This is a genomic window from Candidatus Mycoplasma haematohominis (genome assembly GCF_902712995.1).
Classification (GTDB): Bacteria; Bacillota_I; Bacilli_A; order Mycoplasmatales; family Mycoplasmoidaceae; genus Eperythrozoon_B; species Eperythrozoon_B haematohominis.
The window spans coordinates 1-18,481 of sequence record NZ_CACTIB010000014.1; the positions used below are offsets into that span (position 1 = coordinate 1).

Here is an 18,481-nt window from a genome sequence, read left to right on the forward strand (position 1 = left end):
TAAAAAACTTTTTTGTTTGTTCAAAAATCTAAGATTTCTATTGCATAGTCTAGTATTTATTGATCTTTGAGAGAATTTTTGTAAGTGTAAAAAACATAAATTAATCTTATTCTTATTCTTTTGGTTTCATAATTCACATTTATTTTTTGAGAATTTACTAAAAATTAATATTTTTTGAATATTCGCCTTTCTTAGAATGCCGGCAACTTCGATGAAAAACAATGTCTATATTCTCAACTATTGTTAAGGCTGTAACAGCTACTGGCGTCGTATCTGGAGCCGCAGGTGTAGGCTCCAAAATGTATTTAAAAAATGGTCATGGTTTTGGAACCATGGATGTAAATGCAACTTCCAATACTACTGGTTCAAATACTGCAACTCCAACTAATTCTGAATCTCCGTCATCTAAAAATACATCTGCAAATACTCAAGATCAACCAGTTACAGATACAACCAAAACAACCTATGGTTCTGAATTAGTAAGAAATAAATACAAGTTAGTTGATTCCAACACAGAAGAGGCTGTTCTTCTTAATATTATGATGGAGAGATTAGACCCTACAAAAGACAAACTTAAATACGAAGAAAACAAAAGATTTTCAGTTAGCCCAGAAATTGAATTTGGATTTAAAGAATTTAAAAGTAGTTTAGATGGCAAAGAATACTCTACTACTGTTTTACAGAAGCCAGATTCAAAATATGTAGATCCTTGAAGACAAGCATGTATTCAAGCTTTAGCTGTTGAAGTAACAGAAGCACAATGAAAAGACACTAGTTCAAATGAAGGGAAAGAAATGGCTAGATTGAGAGAGTGATGTACTATACCTACAGTTGAACAAGTATTGAAAAGACATAAGTTAACTCCTTTAAATACTGATGAATCTAAAAATACAGATGATGAGAAATGAAGAGAAGTAATTGCTGGAGGTTGGTTTAAGAAGGAAGGAAGTAAGAAAAACTGAGAAGATCAATCTTTTATTAAGGATTCATCCGATCTAACTATTGTTGTAGGAACAGGAGAAGTAGGTGTACAAAGCAAAGAATCAGTAACTACAGAGCAAATAAATGTATTTAAGAAAAGATGTAAAGCTGAGTTATCTAGAGACTTTACAAGAGATAATTTCTATTTAACTACTCAATTTATAAATGGAATAAAGGATAATAAGCCAGTAATAGATCCATTCCAAGAAGCTGCTTTGTTTTGCGTTCAACCTTTCACAGCTTCTGAATATATAACTACTTCTTTGCAAGGATTAGTAAGTAGCAATATAGAAGTTAAATCTGATGATTACTGTTACTTAACTGATATAAATCAAAAAGATTCATGAACAACCAACAATCCTATAGGAGGTAAATCTTTCTGATGTGCTGTTAGAGCTTTATATAAAGCAAAAACAAAGTAATTAAATTACTTAATTTGATTAATTAACTTCCTTTTTTTCTAGCGAACAAAACTTAAATACACTACCTTTTGTTGCTGTAGGTTTATTGACATCGCCGCTCTCTTTCAATTCATATGCTTTTTGACATGTTTCCCTTATATTTCCTTGATTCGATTTTCCTTTAGTTGCATAAAGTCCATGAAATAAAGAATCCGTGTTTTCTGTTAATCCATGCCCTATTCCGTTCTCGTCTTTTGCTCCAAAAAACTCTTTATTTCTTGTCTCTCAAAAAATATCATTCCCTTTAGTTCCAATTAATTTAGTTTCGTGTTTTTTTCCATATGACTCATTATCTGAATAACTCTCTTCTTTTGTTTTGTCAATAGTTGTTGGTTCTTCCCCTAAGAAAGAACAATACTTAAATAGATCTTTTCTTAATTTCGATTGATCGCTTTCAGTTCCTGTAGTAGAAACCTTAATATCAGTAGATTCTTTTCCATAAACTCCTTCACAAATCTTGTTTAATGCTTTATTGGTTTCTGTTGATGCCGTTACTGCTCTATTATCGTAAGCTCCACTAACCTTACCTTTAAAGTCGTTACTACTAGCATTATCTTTTTTAAAAACTTCATATGTTTTTTCTCATCATTTCTTATTGTTTTCTACAACCTCTCCAGAATTATTATTGTTTGTTTTCGGAACCAAACCGTATGGAGCAACCAAGTAGTTTCCATAAAGCTTCCCTATTTTTGCAGAATTGTCGCCGTAAGTCCCTGAGTAACCGTCTTCCTTAGTCAGAGGAATACACAATACCTCTTCTCCTAAAAGTGTCTTTACATAGAAACCTCCTCCAATAGTCAAAGCTAATCCTCCAACTACCGCTCCTGCTTTAACTAAAGCTGACATCCTTAATCTTGTTTACCCTGTAAAGAACAGAATTTTAAAGTTTCTTTGTCTTTTGTTTCTTCGTAGGTAGCTTTGTATCTTTTTTCACAAGTATTTTTTAAATCCTCTACGGTTTTGGTACTTGAATCAGTAGGCGCATAAATATCCTTAAAACCAGCGGTAGTGTCTGCAGCATCTTTTCCTATCCCTTCAACTTCTTGATTTTCAACAGTCTTTTTATAAAAAGCATCTGCTTGTATTTCTCAGAACTTATCATTTCTTTTGTCTTTAACAGAAATGAATTTTTTCTTTTTGTTGTTTTTGTATTCAGAATTTTCTGGTTTTTCTTCTCCTACAGTTACCGGAACACGATTGTGCACAGAACAGTAAGTTCAAATATCTTTTTCATAATTTGCTTGTGAATTATTAATGTCATCAGTTTCGGGAGAAATATCACTCCTCGTGGTTTTCCCGTAAGCAGTTTTGCAAACATTCTTTAAAGCAGCTGAATCTTTGATGTTCTTAAATTCACTACTTTTGTTTGGAAAATGTCAATAAATGTATTTATATGATCATTCTCATCAATTTTTAGTTGCCTTTTCTGCGCTATCAGCATCAACAAAGTGTTTTTGAAAGTCTTGGCCAAACTTACCATTTGTTGGAGATTGTATAGTTTGATAGCCTTTTGGCATTTCTGGCATATGAAGTGCATTGAATAATCCATATCCTCCTCCACCTGCCGCTAAAACTGCTCCACCGGTAGCAGCTGCTGCTTTCACTTGTATAGACATGTTAAAAAACTAAACTCAATTCCCCAATTTTATATGACATTTTCTAATTAGCTGTTACATCTAAACTTCCGATCCCTCCTACAGTGCAAAAATTTTCAACATCCTTTTTTAGTTCATGAGAAGTACTAGCATTTGCTCCAGAAAACTCATTTTTAGGTTTTTTATAGTGTGATTCACATACTTTATTTAAATGCTGAGTTGTATTATCTCCATAACCAGAAGTTACATCTTTAAATACAGAAGTTATGTTTTTGCCTTTGTTGTTTATTTTTTTAGGTTCCAATTTATTTTTATAAACCCATTCGAATCAATCTTTGTTTTTCTCTGTATCAGCAACCAACTGAGATTGATTTTGTACAGAAGCACCTAATTGGTTTCCTGAGTAATTATTTCCTGATTCTGAAGAAGATAGAGTGTAAGAAGGAGGTTCCTTATTTGATAAAGCAATGACAGCTACAGGCACTACAGTCGACACTACTATTGTTCCAGTTGCTGCTGCAACTAGTTTCTTAGCGGTTAAATCTGTAAGCTTCATTTTTTTAATTCTTCCAAATTCAATACTGAATAAAACAACTTGAAATAAAAAACAACAAATGACAACTTACTTAAATCTGTGATTTATTATCTTTCTCTCTTAATTCTTGAATTGCTTGTTCTCCAATTTTTCTTGCCTTTTCATCTAAGTGTTTTCCGGATTGACCTAGACACATCTCTTTATAAAGATCATCTGGTTTTTGAAATTCTAAATCTGCTTTATTTAAATCTTCTGAATCTTCTTTATTTTCGTTTTCATAACTGAAGCATCAGTCAACCATATCAGATATCCATTTATTAACAGCATGAATAGTAGGGTCACTAACTCCATCGGTTGCGTTTCAGAACGGCATGTTTAATTGAGGAGTAGCTTTATCTACCGGATTTCCTTTTATATTTTTGTCATGACCTCAAATTCTTTTTCAGTCTTCTTTATTGTTATTTAAAAGATTTGCAATACTATTACTAGGGTTAAATTCCTTTCTGTTTCCTACAATTACTTCAATAAATCCCTTCTTTCCGTATTTGTTGTATAGAGAGAAATAATCTCCGTAATCATATTGTTCAGCTTCATTTGATCTGTTTTTGTTTCAAGCATCAATTTTGTCTTTTACTTCTTGTCTTATATTTGAATATCCTTTTTCTAAAGTTGATAGAGTTCCAGCTGTTGTAGCTATTCCTGCAACTGCTGTTGCTGCAGAAGCTATTTTTAACTTGGTATTCATTAAAGATTTATTCGTTTTCTACTATGCAGCTTGTTTTATTAATGTTTTATATTTTTTTAAATTTGCATATGTGTAGTTATTCAAAAAATATGACTTTTTAAATCTAAATAAATAGTTCTTTGAAAGTAAAAAACAATTATTTAGTTCCAGAAAAAGAAATTTATATGACTGATACTACCGAAGATTTAATTATTAGGATTTCGTTCTTTTTAATGAACAATATCTAAATACATCTGCTTCCGGAGCTTCAGAACCGCTACTTGTTTTTCCATATGCAATTTGACAAGTAGATCTAAGTGTCTCTGCATCTTTTCTTTCTCCTCTTTTATTCTTGTTAAATAAGTTATGGAATAATGAATTTTCTGTTGCTTTGGAACCAGATCTTTCTCATTTATCTTCAAAAAATAGTCTTTGTTGTTCGTTTCAAAAGGAATCATTTCCAGTAATTGCGACTAATTTATCTGTATTGTCTTTCCCGTATGAACTCGTTACTTTATAAGTTTCTTTTTCTTCAGTTTCTCCATCAATAGTCTTAGGTCTTTTCTTAACTGCAGTACAGTATCTCCAAACATCTGCTTCGGCAAAATCTCCTGTACTTAAACCGCTCGTTTTGATATTTGAGCTTTGTTTTCCATAAACATCACTACAAACTTTCTGAATTGCTTTTGCATCTTTTCCAGCTCCCTTATCTAGCCCCGTAAACCCCTGTTGCGGATTCTCTCTAGTTTCATTATCTGAATCTTTATTGTCAGATCCAACAGAATACCTATTTTTGTAAACTCAGTTTCATCAAGATTCATTCTTACTTGCATCTACAAAATAATCCGGATATTCATATACATATAAATTGCTTGTGTTAGTTTTAAAAGGTTCATAGCCAGGCATACCATTATTAACTAGGAAACTTAATCCATAACCACCACTTGCAACCAAAATTGCAACTCCACCTGCTGCAGCTGCTTTACCTAGAGACATGTACTTTTAAATATTGTTTATCAGTTAAATTTCAAATTTATGAAAAGACATTTTAATTTGAAGATTGCTTAATAAATTTAAATACAACATCCAATAATTTCCCGCCTTTTGTTAATAGAAAAATACCCATCATCAATTTTTAGACCACAAAAAAATATTAAATAAATTAATTTATTTTTTTTGCTCTGTAGATAAGTTTTATTTTTGAAAATTTATTAACAATCAGTATTTTTTTCATAGCAACCTTTTCTAGAATGCCGGCAACTTCTATGAAAAAACAATGTCTATATTTTCAACTATTGCTAAGGCTGTAATAGCTACTGGTGTTGTATCTGGAGCAGCAGGTGTAGGTTCCAAAATATATTTAAAAAATGGTCATGGTTTTGGAACCATGGATGTCATAAATGCAACTTCTAATACTCCTGATTCAAATTCTGTAAATCCAACCAATTCCGAAACAATACCTCCTACTGATGCATCTTCAATTAGTCAACCTCAACCAACTTCAGAATCAAGAACTTACGGAACTGAATTGAAGAAAAATAAATATGAATTAGTAGACGAAAAAACAGATAAGTCCATCATCCAAAACATCATGACGGAAAGATTAGATCCTACAAAAGATAGTCTTACTTTTTATTACAACACTAGATTTGACAAAAGCCCAAGAGTAAATTACTCAACAAAAACTCTACAATCCTCTTTAAACAACGAAAACATCTCTCTTACTCTAATTCAAAAACCAACAGAAACTGATGCAGAAGCTTGAAGAAAAGCATGTATTGATGCTCTAGCAAGAACAGTTACAGATGAAGTAACACAAGATAAAAGTAATGAAAATAAAGAACTAGCAAGACTTAGAGAATGATGTACTATTCCAACTGTTGATCATGTTTTAAGAAGACACAAATTAACACCTTTAAGCACTGATGAATCAGATACACAGGATACTGATCTTTGAAAAGAAGTAATATCTGGAGGATGATTTAAGAAAGAAGGAGATAAGAAACCTTGAAAAGATCAATCCTTTATTAAAGGAGAAGATTTAAAGACTGTTATAGGAGATCAAGAAGAAGGTATCGAAAATAAAGAAGCAGTTACACCAGAAAAAATAAATGTCTTTAAAAAAGTATGTAAAGCAGAATTATCCAAAGCATTTACAAGAAATAACTTCTACTTAACAACTCAATTTATAAATGGAATGGTTGATGATCAAAAACCAATAATTGATCCATTCCAAGAAGCAGCTTTATTCTGCGTTAAACCTTTTAAAGCTTCTGAATATGTAACGGTTTCTTTACAAGGAGATGTTCAAACTTCAGTAGTTCTAAATCAATCTGACTATTGTCACTTAACTAAACCAGCAGATGGTTTTGATTCTTGAACTACCAATAATTCCCTTGAAGGGAAAACATTTTGATGTGCTGTTAGGGCTTTATATAAAGCTAAACCTACAGGTAAATAGATGTTTCCATGAAAATATTCAATTATTTATTCAATAAATATGGAATACCTGCATTGTTTATAGGCTCTACAGGTATAGGAATAAAAACTTATCTTAGTAAAAATGGACATTCTTTTGTTTCCTCTATTGCTAATATTCCTTCAGATTTAATAAACACTATATTCCAAATAGATAATCCTGAAATTCCTAGAGAAAAACAAACATATCTTGATGCTCTTACATCTTCTGGTTACACAGTAGTAAGTGAAACAACTAAAGATGAAGCATTACAAAACATACTTATTCAAAGATTATTCCCATCTAGACATTCTCAAATTCAATACACAAAAAATAGATTATTTAAAGGTAGTCCAGAAATAACCTTAACAAGAGCCGAATATACGAATAAGGACAATAAAAAAGCTGATTATCTACAAAAACCAGCAAAAACTGAAACAGACAAGTTAAAAAACGCATGTATAGTAGCACTAAAAGGAGAAGAAAATAAAGATGAATTTTCAGTTCGTCACAATGGGCAAGAGCAAACAGACGCTTTTAAAGAACTATCCAGATTAAGAGAATGATGTACAGAACCTAAAGTTAAACATGTTCTAGGAAGACATAAATTAACTTTATTAAGCACTGATCAAACTAAAGATGACGATAAATGAAAAGAAGTAATAGCTGGAGGTTGATTTAAGAAAGAAGGAGATAAGAAAAACTGAGAATCACAGACATTTATAAAAGATATAGATACTTTTTTAGGAGATAAAAAAGGTACTGGTATTTCAACTACTGATGAAGTAACAGAAACACATATTTCAGCCCTTAAAAAACAATGTAAAGAAGTTTTAGAAAAAAACTTTGAAAGAAAAAATTTCTATGTAACTAAAGATTTCATCGATGGAATGGAAAACAATAACAATAAACAAACTACAGTAGATGAATTTCAAGAAGCAGCCTTATTTTGCTCTGAACCAATAACAGCAAAAGATTATGTTGAAAAAGCTATGCAAGGTAATGTTGATGCTAAATTAGATGAAAAAGACAAACAAGATTACTGTTTTGTAGAAGAAAAACCTCAGCCAAGCGATTATTCATCAATAAAAACTAATGATCCAATGGCAGGAAAAACCTTTTGATGCGCTGTAAGAATGGTTTATGCTCCGAAAGAAAAACCAGTAAATTCTAAAAGTTAGGAATTAGATCCAACATCAGAACAGTATCTTCAAGCATCCTCTATTTCTTTTTGATCTGATGTTGAACTGCTTGTATAAAAATCTTTACATATTTTGTTTAAAGAAGTATTGTCGCTCACTTGCTCATCTCATCCTTTTTTTACATTCTTAAACTTTTCACTTTGAGGATAAGCACTTGTCTCATCTGCTTTATCTTTTTGTCATCTATATTCATAAGATCAATTCCATCAATCTTCGCTGTAGTCGTATACAACAAATTTTTCTTTATTTGAACTGTCTAATGTTGTATTTTTAACTTCAGCTTTATTTACTTGAGATAAAGTGAAATAGGTTATTTCCTTTTCTCCATCTTTTATTTTGAACTTAGCCTTTGTTGCTTGAAAGATACCAGTTGGATTTCCAGTTTCTTCTGGATTCTTACCTTCTATGGAACATGCCAATCAGAATAAATCTTTATACTTTGGAAATTTAAAACGCCTTCAATAAAGAAAATCGCAGAATTGATTCATATGAAGATCCCTATCTAGTCTTCAAATTCTTTCACTACTGAATGCCCCAACTATGTTTACATAAGATGAAAAAGTTTGATTTTTTATTATGTATATTCTTCGTTTGTAAGCTTCTTCTCATCAAGATTGGTTTTCTTGTTTTCAACTTACTAATTTATCTAAATGTTTATTTATGTGAGTAAGCTCAAAATTTGTGTAACTTGATGAATATTTTTTACTTATTGTAGTAGGGCTTGAACCTGCATAAGATCTGCGATCAAATTTTGATTGTGTTCCTGTATTAAATTTTTCTGCAGCAGTTTTCTTCCTAACAGGAACTAAATTCTCAATTGATAAATTTTCAAAAATACCTATTTCTTCTCCAGTTTCTCCATTGAAAAGATATATTTTTAAAAGTTCATTTATGGAAACTCCAAGTACTGAATTAACTCCTAAAGCAGAAACAGTTAATGTTATTTTTGACTCCTTTAACATGGTTTTGACTTTTTGTGCGCATTTTATTTACAAATCAACAAACTTTTTTCTCTATCTAAAAATTTAACGTACAAAAAATAAGTTATTTTCAATTTTCAATTTTTAAGCACATACTTAATGGCTTCATATAAAAACAACTTAACACCCTAGGAAGGGTGATAACAAGCTAACACATTTTTTATAGCCTATAAACGCTTTAGACACTATTTCTTTGATTTCTAACTTAAATTTACTTTAAAAAACTAAAGGATATTTTTATTTTGCAACTCTTCGTAAGAAAGATCTTTTTTATAAGTAGAGCTAGAAAAATAAATAAATAATTTCAATTTCTTTGTTTCATTGAAAACAAATACGAGAAATTATTAATTATTTAGTTTTTTACAATAACTACCATATCTATAATGCCGCCAACTTCAATGAAAAAACAATGTCTATATTCTCAACTATTGTTAAGGCTTTAACGGCTACTGGAGTTTTATCTGGAGCAGCAGGTGTAGGTTCCAAAATATATCTAAAAAATGGTCATGGTTTTGGAACCATGGATGTTGTAAATACAACTTCTAGCACTCCTACTTCAGATCCTTCAACTCAATCTAATACTGAATCTCAAGATACATCTAAACATACAAAACCAGAACCAGTTTCTGATACAGCAAAAACTACTTATGGATCTTTATTGAAAGAAAAGAAATATCAATTAGTAGAAACAAATACATCAAACGACATCATCCTAAATATCATGATGGAGAGACTGGATCCTACAAAAAACAGTCTTAAATATTCAAAAAAACAAAGATTTTCAGTTAGTGAAGAAGTTACCTTCGGAACTAAAACATTTACTAGCCAAGTAGGAGATAAGAGTTACTCATTGACTATTCTTCAAAAACCAGATCAAAAATATATAGAGCCTTGAAAACAATCATGTATTCAGGCTTTATCAGTAGAAGTAACAAAAACAAAGGTTGAAGATTCAAAAACACAAGAATACAGCGAAATGGCTAAATTGAGAGAATGATGCACTATTCCTACAGTTGATCAAGTTTTAAGAAGACATAAATTAACTCCACTTAATACAGATGTAGATAACCATAAGGATGATGCAGAATGAAAAAAAGTAATAGCTGGAGGTTGATTCAAAAAAGAAACAGACAAAGATAATTGAGAAGATCAATCCTTTATTAAAGGCACAGATCTAGATACTGTAATTGGTAACGATAAAAGAGGAATAAATTCAGAAAGTGAGGTAGATAAAACCAAAATAGATGTTTTTAAAAATAAATGTAAAGCAGAACTAGAAAAAGCCTTTGAAAGAAAAAACTTCTATCTAACTACTCAATTTATTAATGGAATAACAGAAACAGATAAACCTACAATAGATCCTTTCCAAGAAGTAGCTCTATTTTGTGTAAAGCCTTTTAAAGCTTCTGAATATGTAACTGCTTCTTTACAAGGATTAGTTCATGAACAAGTTGAAATAAGTACAGATGATTATTGTTATTTATCAAATATAGAAAATAAAGATTCATGAACTACTAATAATCCTTTAGGAGGCAAATCTTTCTGGTGTGCTGTTAAGTCTTTATACAAAGCCAAAGTAAATAAATAGATATGAAACTAATATGAAAATCTTTGGTTATTTATTTAATAAATATGGTATTCCTATACTATTCACGGGCTCTATAGGAACCGGAATAAAGCTTTACTTAGTAAGGGGTAATTTTTTTGTTCCATCTTCAACATTAAATTCTTCTGATGATTTAAGTCATCTTCGTAAAAAAATTATCCAAGTTATTCCTGAACCAAAAATAGAAGAAAAATCTTATTTTGATGCTTTGAAAGAAAGCGGTTACACATTGGTAACTGAGTCAACTCAAGATTCAGTTCTTCAAAACATACTTGTACAAAGGTTATTTCCTTACAAACATGCTGAATTAACTTATAAAAACAATAGGATGTTTTCGGGTAGTCCGGAAATTACTTTTACAAAATTAGAATACACAGATAAATCTCAGAAAAAAGTTGAATACTTAAATAAGCCTACAATTGAAGATACTAAAAAATGAAAAGAAGCATGTAAAACTGCCTTAGCAGTAAAAAAACCTAAAAGCGATCTTGATTCAAAAAATAATACTAATTCAGTTTACCAAGAACTATCCAGATTAAGAGAATGATGTACTGAGCCAAAAATTAAAGACGTTTTAGGAAGGCATAAATTCCAATTGTTTACAGACAATAGATATTCTGAAAAAGTTGAAAGCGCAATAAAACAAATAATTCTGGATTGATTTAAGAAAGAAGGAGAGATTAAGTTTTGAGAAAAACAAAACTTTTTTACTAAAGAAGAAATAGAAAAAATACTTAAAGGAAAAGAAAATGAAGGGATTTCTAAAGATTCTGAAATAACTGAAGAACAAATAAATTTAATTAAAGACAAGTGTTCAACTGTATTAAATAAAGATTTCGTTAGAAACAGTTTCTATTTAACTAAAGATTTCCTAGATGGAATGGATAATGCAACTTCTAAAGATATAAAAGTAGATGAATTCCAAGAAGCGGCATTATTCTGTTCTATACCTACAACCGCTAAAGATTATGTACAACATGCAATGCAAGGGCAAGTAAAAAGTTCTTTTGTAGAAGAAGACAAGCAAGATTATTGTTACGTTGATAACAAAGAAGCGACAGATTATGCATCTATAAAAACAACAGATCCATTTGATGGAAAAACTTTTTGATGTGCAGTTAGATTGTTGTATGAGCCTAAACCAAAAGCAACTAAATAATTTATAAAGTAGAAAAAGAAAAACGCGCCAAGATTTAATTTTAAATTTTTCGATTTCTACATTTAGGTCATTTTTCTTTTGCAAATGCAAAAAAAGCCCTTATTTGCGCATGAATATTACAATTTTCGCCTTCAAATTTTTTTATTTAGGTGGATATTCCAGACAAACTTGAAATTAAATCAGCTAAGGCTCAGAAGATAATAGTCGAACTAGAAGAACTATTTGATCCATCTCTTTCTAAATCAGTAAAGATATGAGATCGTTTTCATGCTACATTGACAATAGAAAGCAATGCTTGCGATCTTGAATCTGTTAAGGAAGGATTCATGCCATTAGCTGATTTTTGCAAAACATGAATACCCAGAGGAGCAAGAGCTTATGTCATGAAAACCCCATCTAATATTCCAGCAATTAAGGACTTCAAAATCGTTTGTGTAATAGATAGTGCTATCTGAGCTGCTTTTAAAGTTGTAAGAAACGATTTTCAAATAGGCAAGACAGTTGATTTAATTGGAGCTTGAGGACAAATCTTAGAATACAAACCAAAATCTGAAAAGTATTTTATTTTTGCTTTAGTTCCTTTAACAACATACGATTGGGATTAGTAAACTAAATTCTTTCTTTCCAATAATAGGCAATTTTTCATTCACAGTCTAATCCCTTTTGTTATTTACTTATTGTTTTGAATTGCAAATAATGACTCTCCCTAAAATGGCCATCACAAATTACAAAAATGGAAGCCAAAAAAATATACCTTATAAAGGCACTTAACTGTTTAGGTTTTTGTACTTTAACTGCTGGTTCAGCAGGTGCAGGAACAAAGATTTATCTGCAATCTTTCTCTGGCAACTTGTTAGATCACAACATTAAAACACCAACTAAATTCAAAAGCATTATAGAAAAACTAGGATACAAGTTGTTTGATGAAAAAACAGAAGAAGAAAAAGTTAAATTAACCTTAGTACATGTATTAGATCCTCATTTAAGTTCTTTAAATAAAAATAAAGATGATTTATTTATTGGTAGTTCTGCTTTTTCATTAAGTTCAAAAGAAATAGTTAAAGTACAAGTTAAACAAAAAACAGGAAATCAAACAGAATTTCCTGTTACATGAATAGAAAAACCTGACGGTACAAAAGCAAGAAAACATAGAACAGATTGTTCTGCAGCTTTAGAAGAAACTTATTATCCAGGAAATTCAAAAGATTTAGAGCAATTAAAAAAATTAATAAAGTGATGTACTTCTATAGATAGCAATGCTGAATTGCTTGCAAAAAATGGTTTTGCTTTTCTAGATACAGACACAACTAAAACAACAAACGATGATGAATGAAAACAAATAATTGCTGGAGGATGATTTAAGAAAGAGGGAGAAACTAATTATTGAGAACAACAGTCTTTCTTTAATGAAAAAGATTTAAAAACACTCTTAGGACAAAACAAAGATCAAGAAATTAAAGCTTTAACTGACGTTAAGAAAGAACACATAGATCTATTTAAAAATAAATGTCAAGCGGAACTAAGTAAAGCTCCAGACATAAAAAATTTCCCTTTGTCTACTTTATTTAAAAACGGAATTAAAGAGCCAAACAAAAATAAATATGAAGTAGATAGTTTCTATGAAACTACCTTCTTCTGTACTAAGCCTATGAAAGCCAGAGAATATTTAGAAAATGTTCTGAAAGCGAAAGTACGCGGAATAGAAACAGTAGGAACAGGAACTGGAGCAAGAATTTGTTCTTTAACTATTAACACTCCATATGATTGATACACATATCAACCAGCTGAAGGTAAAGGTTTCTGATGCGGAGTTAAAGAACTATACGCAGGTAGTAATCATCACTAATTAATCGTTATTTTTTCATTGCTTATTTAGTATCAAATTCTTAATTTTTAAGTAGAGGTCAACCAATATGAAAATTTAGAATAAAGCATAAAATTTATGTTCTTAACAAGAATTTCTAATAAATCAATAAGCAAATCATACAGTTGATTAAAGATAATATAAATACAAGTTAATTTCTTTTAAAAATAATTTATCCAGAAAATCTCAAGCAAAAGTATGAGTGCAGCAGTTAAAGGAGCGGCCGCATTAGGAGCAACCGCTGTAATAGTAGGAGGAACAGGAGTTGGAGCAAAATTCTTACTTGATGCACAAGAACCGCACTGTGTTCGTTTAGCAGAACCTACACAAGATAAATACGGAAAAGATTATTACAGATATTTTGCAGAAAGCAACGGATCTGACAATGATAAGTGATGGAACTGAGTATTTAAAAATAGATATGAAAAGGATAAGAAAGATTCTTCTGCAAATAAACATGAACCATTAAGTAAATTTAAAGATTTAGAGAGCGGTTCTGGAGTAGATAAATCTCTTAAGAAAGTATGCGGAAAAGCTTATTCTTCTAATGCTTCTGACGTAGTTGCAAAAGATCAAGTGGTGAATGATAACAATAAATATTCAGAAGATGATATTTGAAGATACTGTTCTATATTTGGAAATAAACCTAAGACTTTGAAGGAAGTAAGTCCTTCAGTTTCGAGGGATGTAAATAAATTTGAAAAAGAAAAAGAAACTGATTTAATAGATATAGAACACGAAAAAAATAAAAAATTTTGAGAAGAACAAGATGAGTATTTCTTTTCTTTAGAAGAAAGCGAGATAACCGGAAATCAAGACTCTCTATTTAAATCTTTGCACAATAAAAAATCAAATAGAAGTAAAAACGATACAGTCAAAAATACTTGTAAATTAGCTTATAAAGAACCAAAGACGTCTAGCAGTGATAGTGCCAAAGTTACATCTGATGTTCTCTTGAAATTTTGTTCCTTAAAAGGCAAGTAATTTCTTTCGTCGAATTCTAAGCAGACGAAAAAGCCATATATCTTTTTGTAAATATAAAAATAGAGGTATTGAGAATTATCTTTTATTCTCTCCTTAAGTAGAACTTTCGCAATTAACAGTTTTAATTTCTTCATCTGAATCTGTGAATACCCTAAGAGTTCCAGATCATCTACAAAAAGATTCATTGTCGTTGTCTTCAATAAAAACTACATATTCTTTCTTCCTTTTTTTATTGTTTTCGTCCATATGATCCATATCCACATATCTGCTTCTCTCCTTTAAACTTTCAACATTTTCTAAAACCTTAACTAACTTACTTTCAAACTCTTCTTTTAGTTCTTCTTTTTCTTTAGTCATAAAACTTTTTGTGACCGCTCAACTAGCCGTACTTGCTACAGCCAGAGATCCTAAACCTAAAGTAGGTTTTACAAGTGTCATAAATCTCATAATCAGTTTGTTTGTGGTTGCTTAACCACTTATAACTTTTTAAAAAATATGCTTTTTTGAAAATTCTCTTATTTTTTCAATATTTGATAAATAATTAGATAAATTTTTTTTAAATTTAAAGATAAAAATATCTAAAATTTAAGATTTTTTTAATTTAGAAAAATATTCAGAACAATAAGTATTAATTGTCTACCTTTATCCTGTTTAAATAAAAAATTTCTCTTTAATGCTTTCTCGTTTAAGTTTTTATTTTCATTTAATTGAATTCATATTCATAAATAACTGTATTTACTTATATATTCACATTTTCTGTTAAATCAAGAGAATGGCAATTGTTAAAGCTGCAGTAATTACAGGAGGATTAGTTATTGTTGGAGGCGGAGGAGGTTATTACATCTCTACTTTATTCGGCGAACCAAATCCTAAAGTTTGTATTGAAAAACCTTTGACTGGAAAGTTTGGAGAGGACTTTCAATATCACTTTATGGATGCGTCAGATAATAGAAATGATCCTTGATGAGAAGTTAGACTAGAACATCTTAGAGATATAGGAAATAACAGAAGCGGAGAGGAAGGGTTTCAAGAGGAAAAATTTTTAAGTACAGAATTTCGAAATAACGTTATTAAAGATCTAGAAGCTTTAAAAAATGCATGTAAGTCTGCTTATGAAAAAACATCCAAGGAAATACATGTTGCGGAGGAAGTCGAGCAAAGCAACACAGAAAAACAAAACAAATTTAAATATGAACAAAATATATGAACCTTTTGTTCTTTAGCGGGACAAAAACCTAAATTAGTATATGAAGAAGGAGTAGAAAGCGAATACAAAGGCAACACTGGTAAATTGGGAGAAAACAAGAAAAAATCTTTGGTTTCTATTAAAAGTTTTGACAACAAAGAATTCTGAGAGATACAAGCTAAATCATTCTTCAGTTGGAACATTTCATTCCAAGCAAATTCACCTTTCAAAAATCTACATGAAAAACCAAACGCATCTGAAAAAACAGTAGATGCATTCAAAAAAGTTTGTGAAGACAAATATAAAAGCAGCGATGTTAATGATTTAGAAACTTTAAAGTTTTGTTCCCTTCAAGGTAAAACTAAATCATCATAATTTTTTGTTTCTAAAAATACTTTTAGAAAAATTTCTATTTATACGTCTTTCAAATTTTGTATTAATTTGATTGTTAATATCTATATAAGCAAAGAAACTTTCCAAGTAGGAATGACAAATAAAAGTAAATTAGCTTTAGGAGGGGCAAGTGGTACATTAGCGATAGGTGGAGGAACAATAGCTGCAACCATAAAAAAATCTGATTCGTTTTCTGCAAATGTAAATAGCTCAAAGCCTGGATTTTTAGATCAAATTAAAAAGAAAAAAGAGGAGGAAGGAAAAAGTTACGAAGGTAAGAACTTAGAACAAATAAAAAGTAAATTGCAAGAAGTTGATTCTCAGTGATACGTAACAGCCAAGAACAACTCAGTTCAGATTAATAATTGATTAGGTATTTCAAATGCTGAAAGCTCTAGATATGTTACTTATGACAATGTAGATGAAGCTAAAAGTGGACAAGAATCAAGCTTAACAAAAGTAACAAACTGAATTTCCAATTGATGCGAGTTAGTAAAAGATAAAACAGAAGAAGAATTACTAAAAATAAAAGGAACTATGACAGATGAGGATGTTAAACAAGTTCCACAACTTTTCGAATCTTTATGCTTCGCAAAATAGATTTTTTTATTAACCTACAACAATTCAAAAATTAAATAAGTCTTTTTTATTTCTGCTATTGCATTGCAACAAGAAAGTCTTTTGATTTTCAAGCGCATTTTGCTTTTAAAAAACAAAAAAAGCCATTCGATCTGCAAATAAATATTGAAAATTTATACGATTTTCGGAAAGATCATATTTTTTAAAAAGTTATAAGTTTGAGAACATACGACCTCTCAAATGAAACTTACAAATTTAGTCAAACCAACTTTGGCCATAGGAGCTTTGACTGTTGCAAGTACAGCAAGTTGAGCAGTTACAAAAAGCGTAATGACAAAAGAAAAAGAAGAAATTCAGAGTGAATTGGACAAAGAAAAGGAATTTAACGGATATAGAAAAGATAAAGGCAAAAAATTTGCTATTTATGTTGAGGAAGGGCAAGCTGAATTTTGTTTGTGATCTGGAGATTTAATACTAGAGTTTCCTACAGTGAATGATGGTGATGAAGTAGGAATAACCACTGATGTTGGAGAATGCGATAAACCTACTAAAGAAGTTGTTTAAATATAAAAATTAAGTTTGTATAGTCTTACCTCGCAAAGAACAAACCTTAAAAACTACTTCATCTGTTGTTTCTTCATTATTTTCACTTTTATATTGGCTTTCACAAACTCTCGCTAATTCTTTCCATGTTCTCTTAGACTTATCATTTGTTTGTCGTAATTCTTTTAAAGCTGAATTTGTTTCTAACAAACTAATATCTCAACTAAAAAACGCTTTTGTTTGTCTCTTTCAAAAAGAAGCATTTACTCATATTGAAGAAACTAAAGAAGACCTTTTAGTATTTTCTTTTTTTGGAGACGGATTTGAATTTATCTCATATTTTTCATAACTTTTATCTCTTTCGCTAGGAGAAACACCTAAAGTAACAGGCATAATTTTGTCCATAGAACAGAACATTCATACATTCTCTTCATATTTAGATTTGTTTAATTTATCTGCATCATCTGCGGTAACACCTCCTGAAACATGTATATCTTTTGTTTTTTTATTGTAGGCCGCAGCACAAATCTTTTTTAAAGCTTCTATATTTTCTATGTTTGGTGTACTAAATTCATTACTTAATGAAGAACTATCTCTCTTAGAATCGTGAATTCCTGCCTTAACCTCTTCTAAAAATTTCAACTTAAATTCTCAATAGAGATCGTTTTCATCATCTGTGGTATCTAAAAAATGCAATTGAAAATCTTCACCAAATGTTCCTGTCTGGGGCGAAGTTATATGTTTTTGATTAAATAATGATAAGAGTCAATTTTTAACTGCATAAGTACCAGCAATTCCTAAAAGTATTACACCTCCAGTCATAGCTGCAACTTTAAATACTGCCATCCTGTTTTACTGAATTTTAATTTTGCTTGTATTCGTAAAAATCAAGAGAGCAAATGGTATTCAATATAAGACCTCCTAACCCGTATCTTATAAATCTTCAATCCATAAAAATAGCTTTTTACTTCATCTGTAAAGATATACGATCATCGTAGATATAGTTACGCAACCAAAACTAAAACTCAAATAAATAGAAAGAAAAAGATAATTTTTAGGTTTATTAATCCTTTGGATGTTGAATTTTGTAAATACAAAAAAATAATTTATATAAAAAAATCTCAAAAAAACTCTGCGTTGTGCGATCATCTAATGAAATATTAAAAACTATTGCTAATAACTCAAATACTTTTAAAAATCGGATATTTTTCTGATCTAATAAACTCGAATA

At 30.2% G+C, this 18,481-nt stretch carries 19 protein-coding genes; 11 read left to right on the forward strand and 8 right to left on the reverse strand.

Going from position 1 to position 18,481, the window contains the following annotated elements:
* Positions 1 to 221: 221 nt before the first annotated feature.
* Positions 222 to 1,403, forward strand: coding sequence for a hypothetical protein (locus H6411_RS02315; protein ID WP_216083034.1), 1,182 nt, complete (start codon positions 222 to 224; stop codon positions 1,401 to 1,403).
* An 18-nt stretch (positions 1,404 to 1,421) separates the two neighbouring features.
* On the opposite strand, the gene H6411_RS02320 is transcribed toward H6411_RS02315, so the two are convergent.
* The 5 genes from H6411_RS02320 to H6411_RS02340 form a co-directional block, all read right to left on the reverse strand.
* Entirely contained in the window at positions 1,422 to 2,288 is an 867-nt protein-coding gene (locus tag H6411_RS02320) for a hypothetical protein (RefSeq protein ID WP_216083035.1), read from the reverse strand.
* Positions 2,289 to 2,290: 2 nt separating this feature from the next.
* Complete coding sequence (locus tag H6411_RS02325) at positions 2,291 to 3,058, reverse strand: hypothetical protein (protein ID WP_216083036.1); 768 nt, start codon at positions 3,056 to 3,058, stop codon at positions 2,291 to 2,293.
* Between the two features lie 43 nt (positions 3,059 to 3,101).
* Positions 3,102 to 3,593 (reverse strand): hypothetical protein, encoded by a 492-nt coding sequence (locus H6411_RS02330; protein ID WP_216083037.1) that lies wholly within the window; start codon positions 3,591 to 3,593, stop codon positions 3,102 to 3,104.
* A gap of 70 nt (positions 3,594 to 3,663) precedes the next feature.
* Positions 3,664 to 4,317: a hypothetical protein gene (locus H6411_RS02335; RefSeq protein WP_216083038.1), complete on the reverse strand. Its 654-nt coding sequence runs from the start codon at positions 4,315 to 4,317 to the stop codon at positions 3,664 to 3,666.
* Positions 4,318 to 4,509: 192 nt separating this feature from the next.
* Positions 4,510 to 5,292 (reverse strand): hypothetical protein, encoded by a 783-nt coding sequence (locus tag H6411_RS02340; RefSeq protein WP_216083039.1) that lies wholly within the window; start codon positions 5,290 to 5,292, stop codon positions 4,510 to 4,512.
* A gap of 280 nt (positions 5,293 to 5,572) precedes the next feature.
* Between H6411_RS02340 and H6411_RS02345 the strand changes: the two genes are divergently transcribed.
* Both H6411_RS02345 and H6411_RS02350 read left to right on the forward strand, forming a co-directional pair.
* Positions 5,573 to 6,757: a hypothetical protein gene (locus tag H6411_RS02345; RefSeq protein WP_216083040.1), complete on the forward strand. Its 1,185-nt coding sequence runs from the start codon at positions 5,573 to 5,575 to the stop codon at positions 6,755 to 6,757.
* An 8-nt stretch (positions 6,758 to 6,765) separates the two neighbouring features.
* Positions 6,766 to 7,935: a hypothetical protein gene (locus H6411_RS02350; protein WP_216083041.1), complete on the forward strand. Its 1,170-nt coding sequence runs from the start codon at positions 6,766 to 6,768 to the stop codon at positions 7,933 to 7,935.
* Here the strand turns inward: H6411_RS02350 and H6411_RS02355 are convergent.
* The gene (locus tag H6411_RS02355; RefSeq protein WP_216083042.1) at positions 7,932 to 8,918 is read right to left on the reverse strand and encodes a hypothetical protein; all 987 of its coding nucleotides are present in this window, start codon (positions 8,916 to 8,918) and stop codon (positions 7,932 to 7,934) included. The genes H6411_RS02350 and H6411_RS02355 overlap by 4 nt on opposite strands.
* 427 nt (positions 8,919 to 9,345) lie before the next feature.
* On the opposite strand from H6411_RS02355, the gene H6411_RS02360 reads away from it, so the two are divergent.
* The 5 genes from H6411_RS02360 (at position 9,346) to H6411_RS02380 (ending at position 14,549) form a co-directional block, all read left to right on the forward strand.
* Positions 9,346 to 10,524: a hypothetical protein gene (locus H6411_RS02360; RefSeq protein WP_216083043.1), complete on the forward strand. Its 1,179-nt coding sequence runs from the start codon at positions 9,346 to 9,348 to the stop codon at positions 10,522 to 10,524.
* Positions 10,525 to 10,537: 13 nt separating this feature from the next.
* The gene (locus tag H6411_RS02365) at positions 10,538 to 11,701 is read left to right on the forward strand and encodes a hypothetical protein (RefSeq protein ID WP_216083044.1); all 1,164 of its coding nucleotides are present in this window, start codon (positions 10,538 to 10,540) and stop codon (positions 11,699 to 11,701) included.
* Positions 11,702 to 11,850: 149 nt separating this feature from the next.
* Positions 11,851 to 12,306, forward strand: a complete 456-nt coding sequence (locus tag H6411_RS02370) for a hypothetical protein (protein WP_216083045.1) — start codon at positions 11,851 to 11,853, stop codon at positions 12,304 to 12,306.
* A gap of 128 nt (positions 12,307 to 12,434) precedes the next feature.
* Positions 12,435 to 13,547 carry a hypothetical protein gene (locus tag H6411_RS02375; RefSeq protein WP_216083046.1) on the forward strand — a complete coding sequence of 371 codons (1,113 nt, stop codon included), beginning with the start codon at positions 12,435 to 12,437 and terminating at the stop codon, positions 13,545 to 13,547.
* A 216-nt stretch (positions 13,548 to 13,763) separates the two neighbouring features.
* Positions 13,764 to 14,549: a hypothetical protein gene (locus H6411_RS02380; RefSeq protein WP_216083047.1), complete on the forward strand. Its 786-nt coding sequence runs from the start codon at positions 13,764 to 13,766 to the stop codon at positions 14,547 to 14,549.
* A 93-nt stretch (positions 14,550 to 14,642) separates the two neighbouring features.
* Here H6411_RS02380 and H6411_RS02385 read toward each other — a convergent pair whose 3' ends face one another.
* Positions 14,643 to 14,987: a hypothetical protein gene (locus H6411_RS02385; RefSeq protein ID WP_216083048.1), complete on the reverse strand. Its 345-nt coding sequence runs from the start codon at positions 14,985 to 14,987 to the stop codon at positions 14,643 to 14,645.
* A 334-nt stretch (positions 14,988 to 15,321) separates the two neighbouring features.
* Here H6411_RS02385 and H6411_RS02390 point away from each other — a divergent pair, with 334 nt between their 5' ends.
* The 3 genes from H6411_RS02390 (at position 15,322) to H6411_RS02400 (ending at position 17,271) form a co-directional block, all read left to right on the forward strand.
* Positions 15,322 to 16,110: a hypothetical protein gene (locus H6411_RS02390; protein ID WP_216083049.1), complete on the forward strand. Its 789-nt coding sequence runs from the start codon at positions 15,322 to 15,324 to the stop codon at positions 16,108 to 16,110.
* A gap of 111 nt (positions 16,111 to 16,221) precedes the next feature.
* Positions 16,222 to 16,728 (forward strand): hypothetical protein, encoded by a 507-nt coding sequence (locus H6411_RS02395; RefSeq protein WP_216083050.1) that lies wholly within the window; start codon positions 16,222 to 16,224, stop codon positions 16,726 to 16,728.
* A gap of 219 nt (positions 16,729 to 16,947) precedes the next feature.
* Entirely contained in the window at positions 16,948 to 17,271 is a 324-nt protein-coding gene (locus H6411_RS02400) for a hypothetical protein (RefSeq protein ID WP_216083051.1), read from the forward strand.
* A 9-nt stretch (positions 17,272 to 17,280) separates the two neighbouring features.
* On the opposite strand, the gene H6411_RS02405 is transcribed toward H6411_RS02400, so the two are convergent.
* Positions 17,281 to 18,096 carry a hypothetical protein gene (locus H6411_RS02405; protein WP_216083052.1) on the reverse strand — a complete coding sequence of 272 codons (816 nt, stop codon included), beginning with the start codon at positions 18,094 to 18,096 and terminating at the stop codon, positions 17,281 to 17,283.
* Between the last annotated feature and the right edge of the window lie 385 nt (positions 18,097 to 18,481).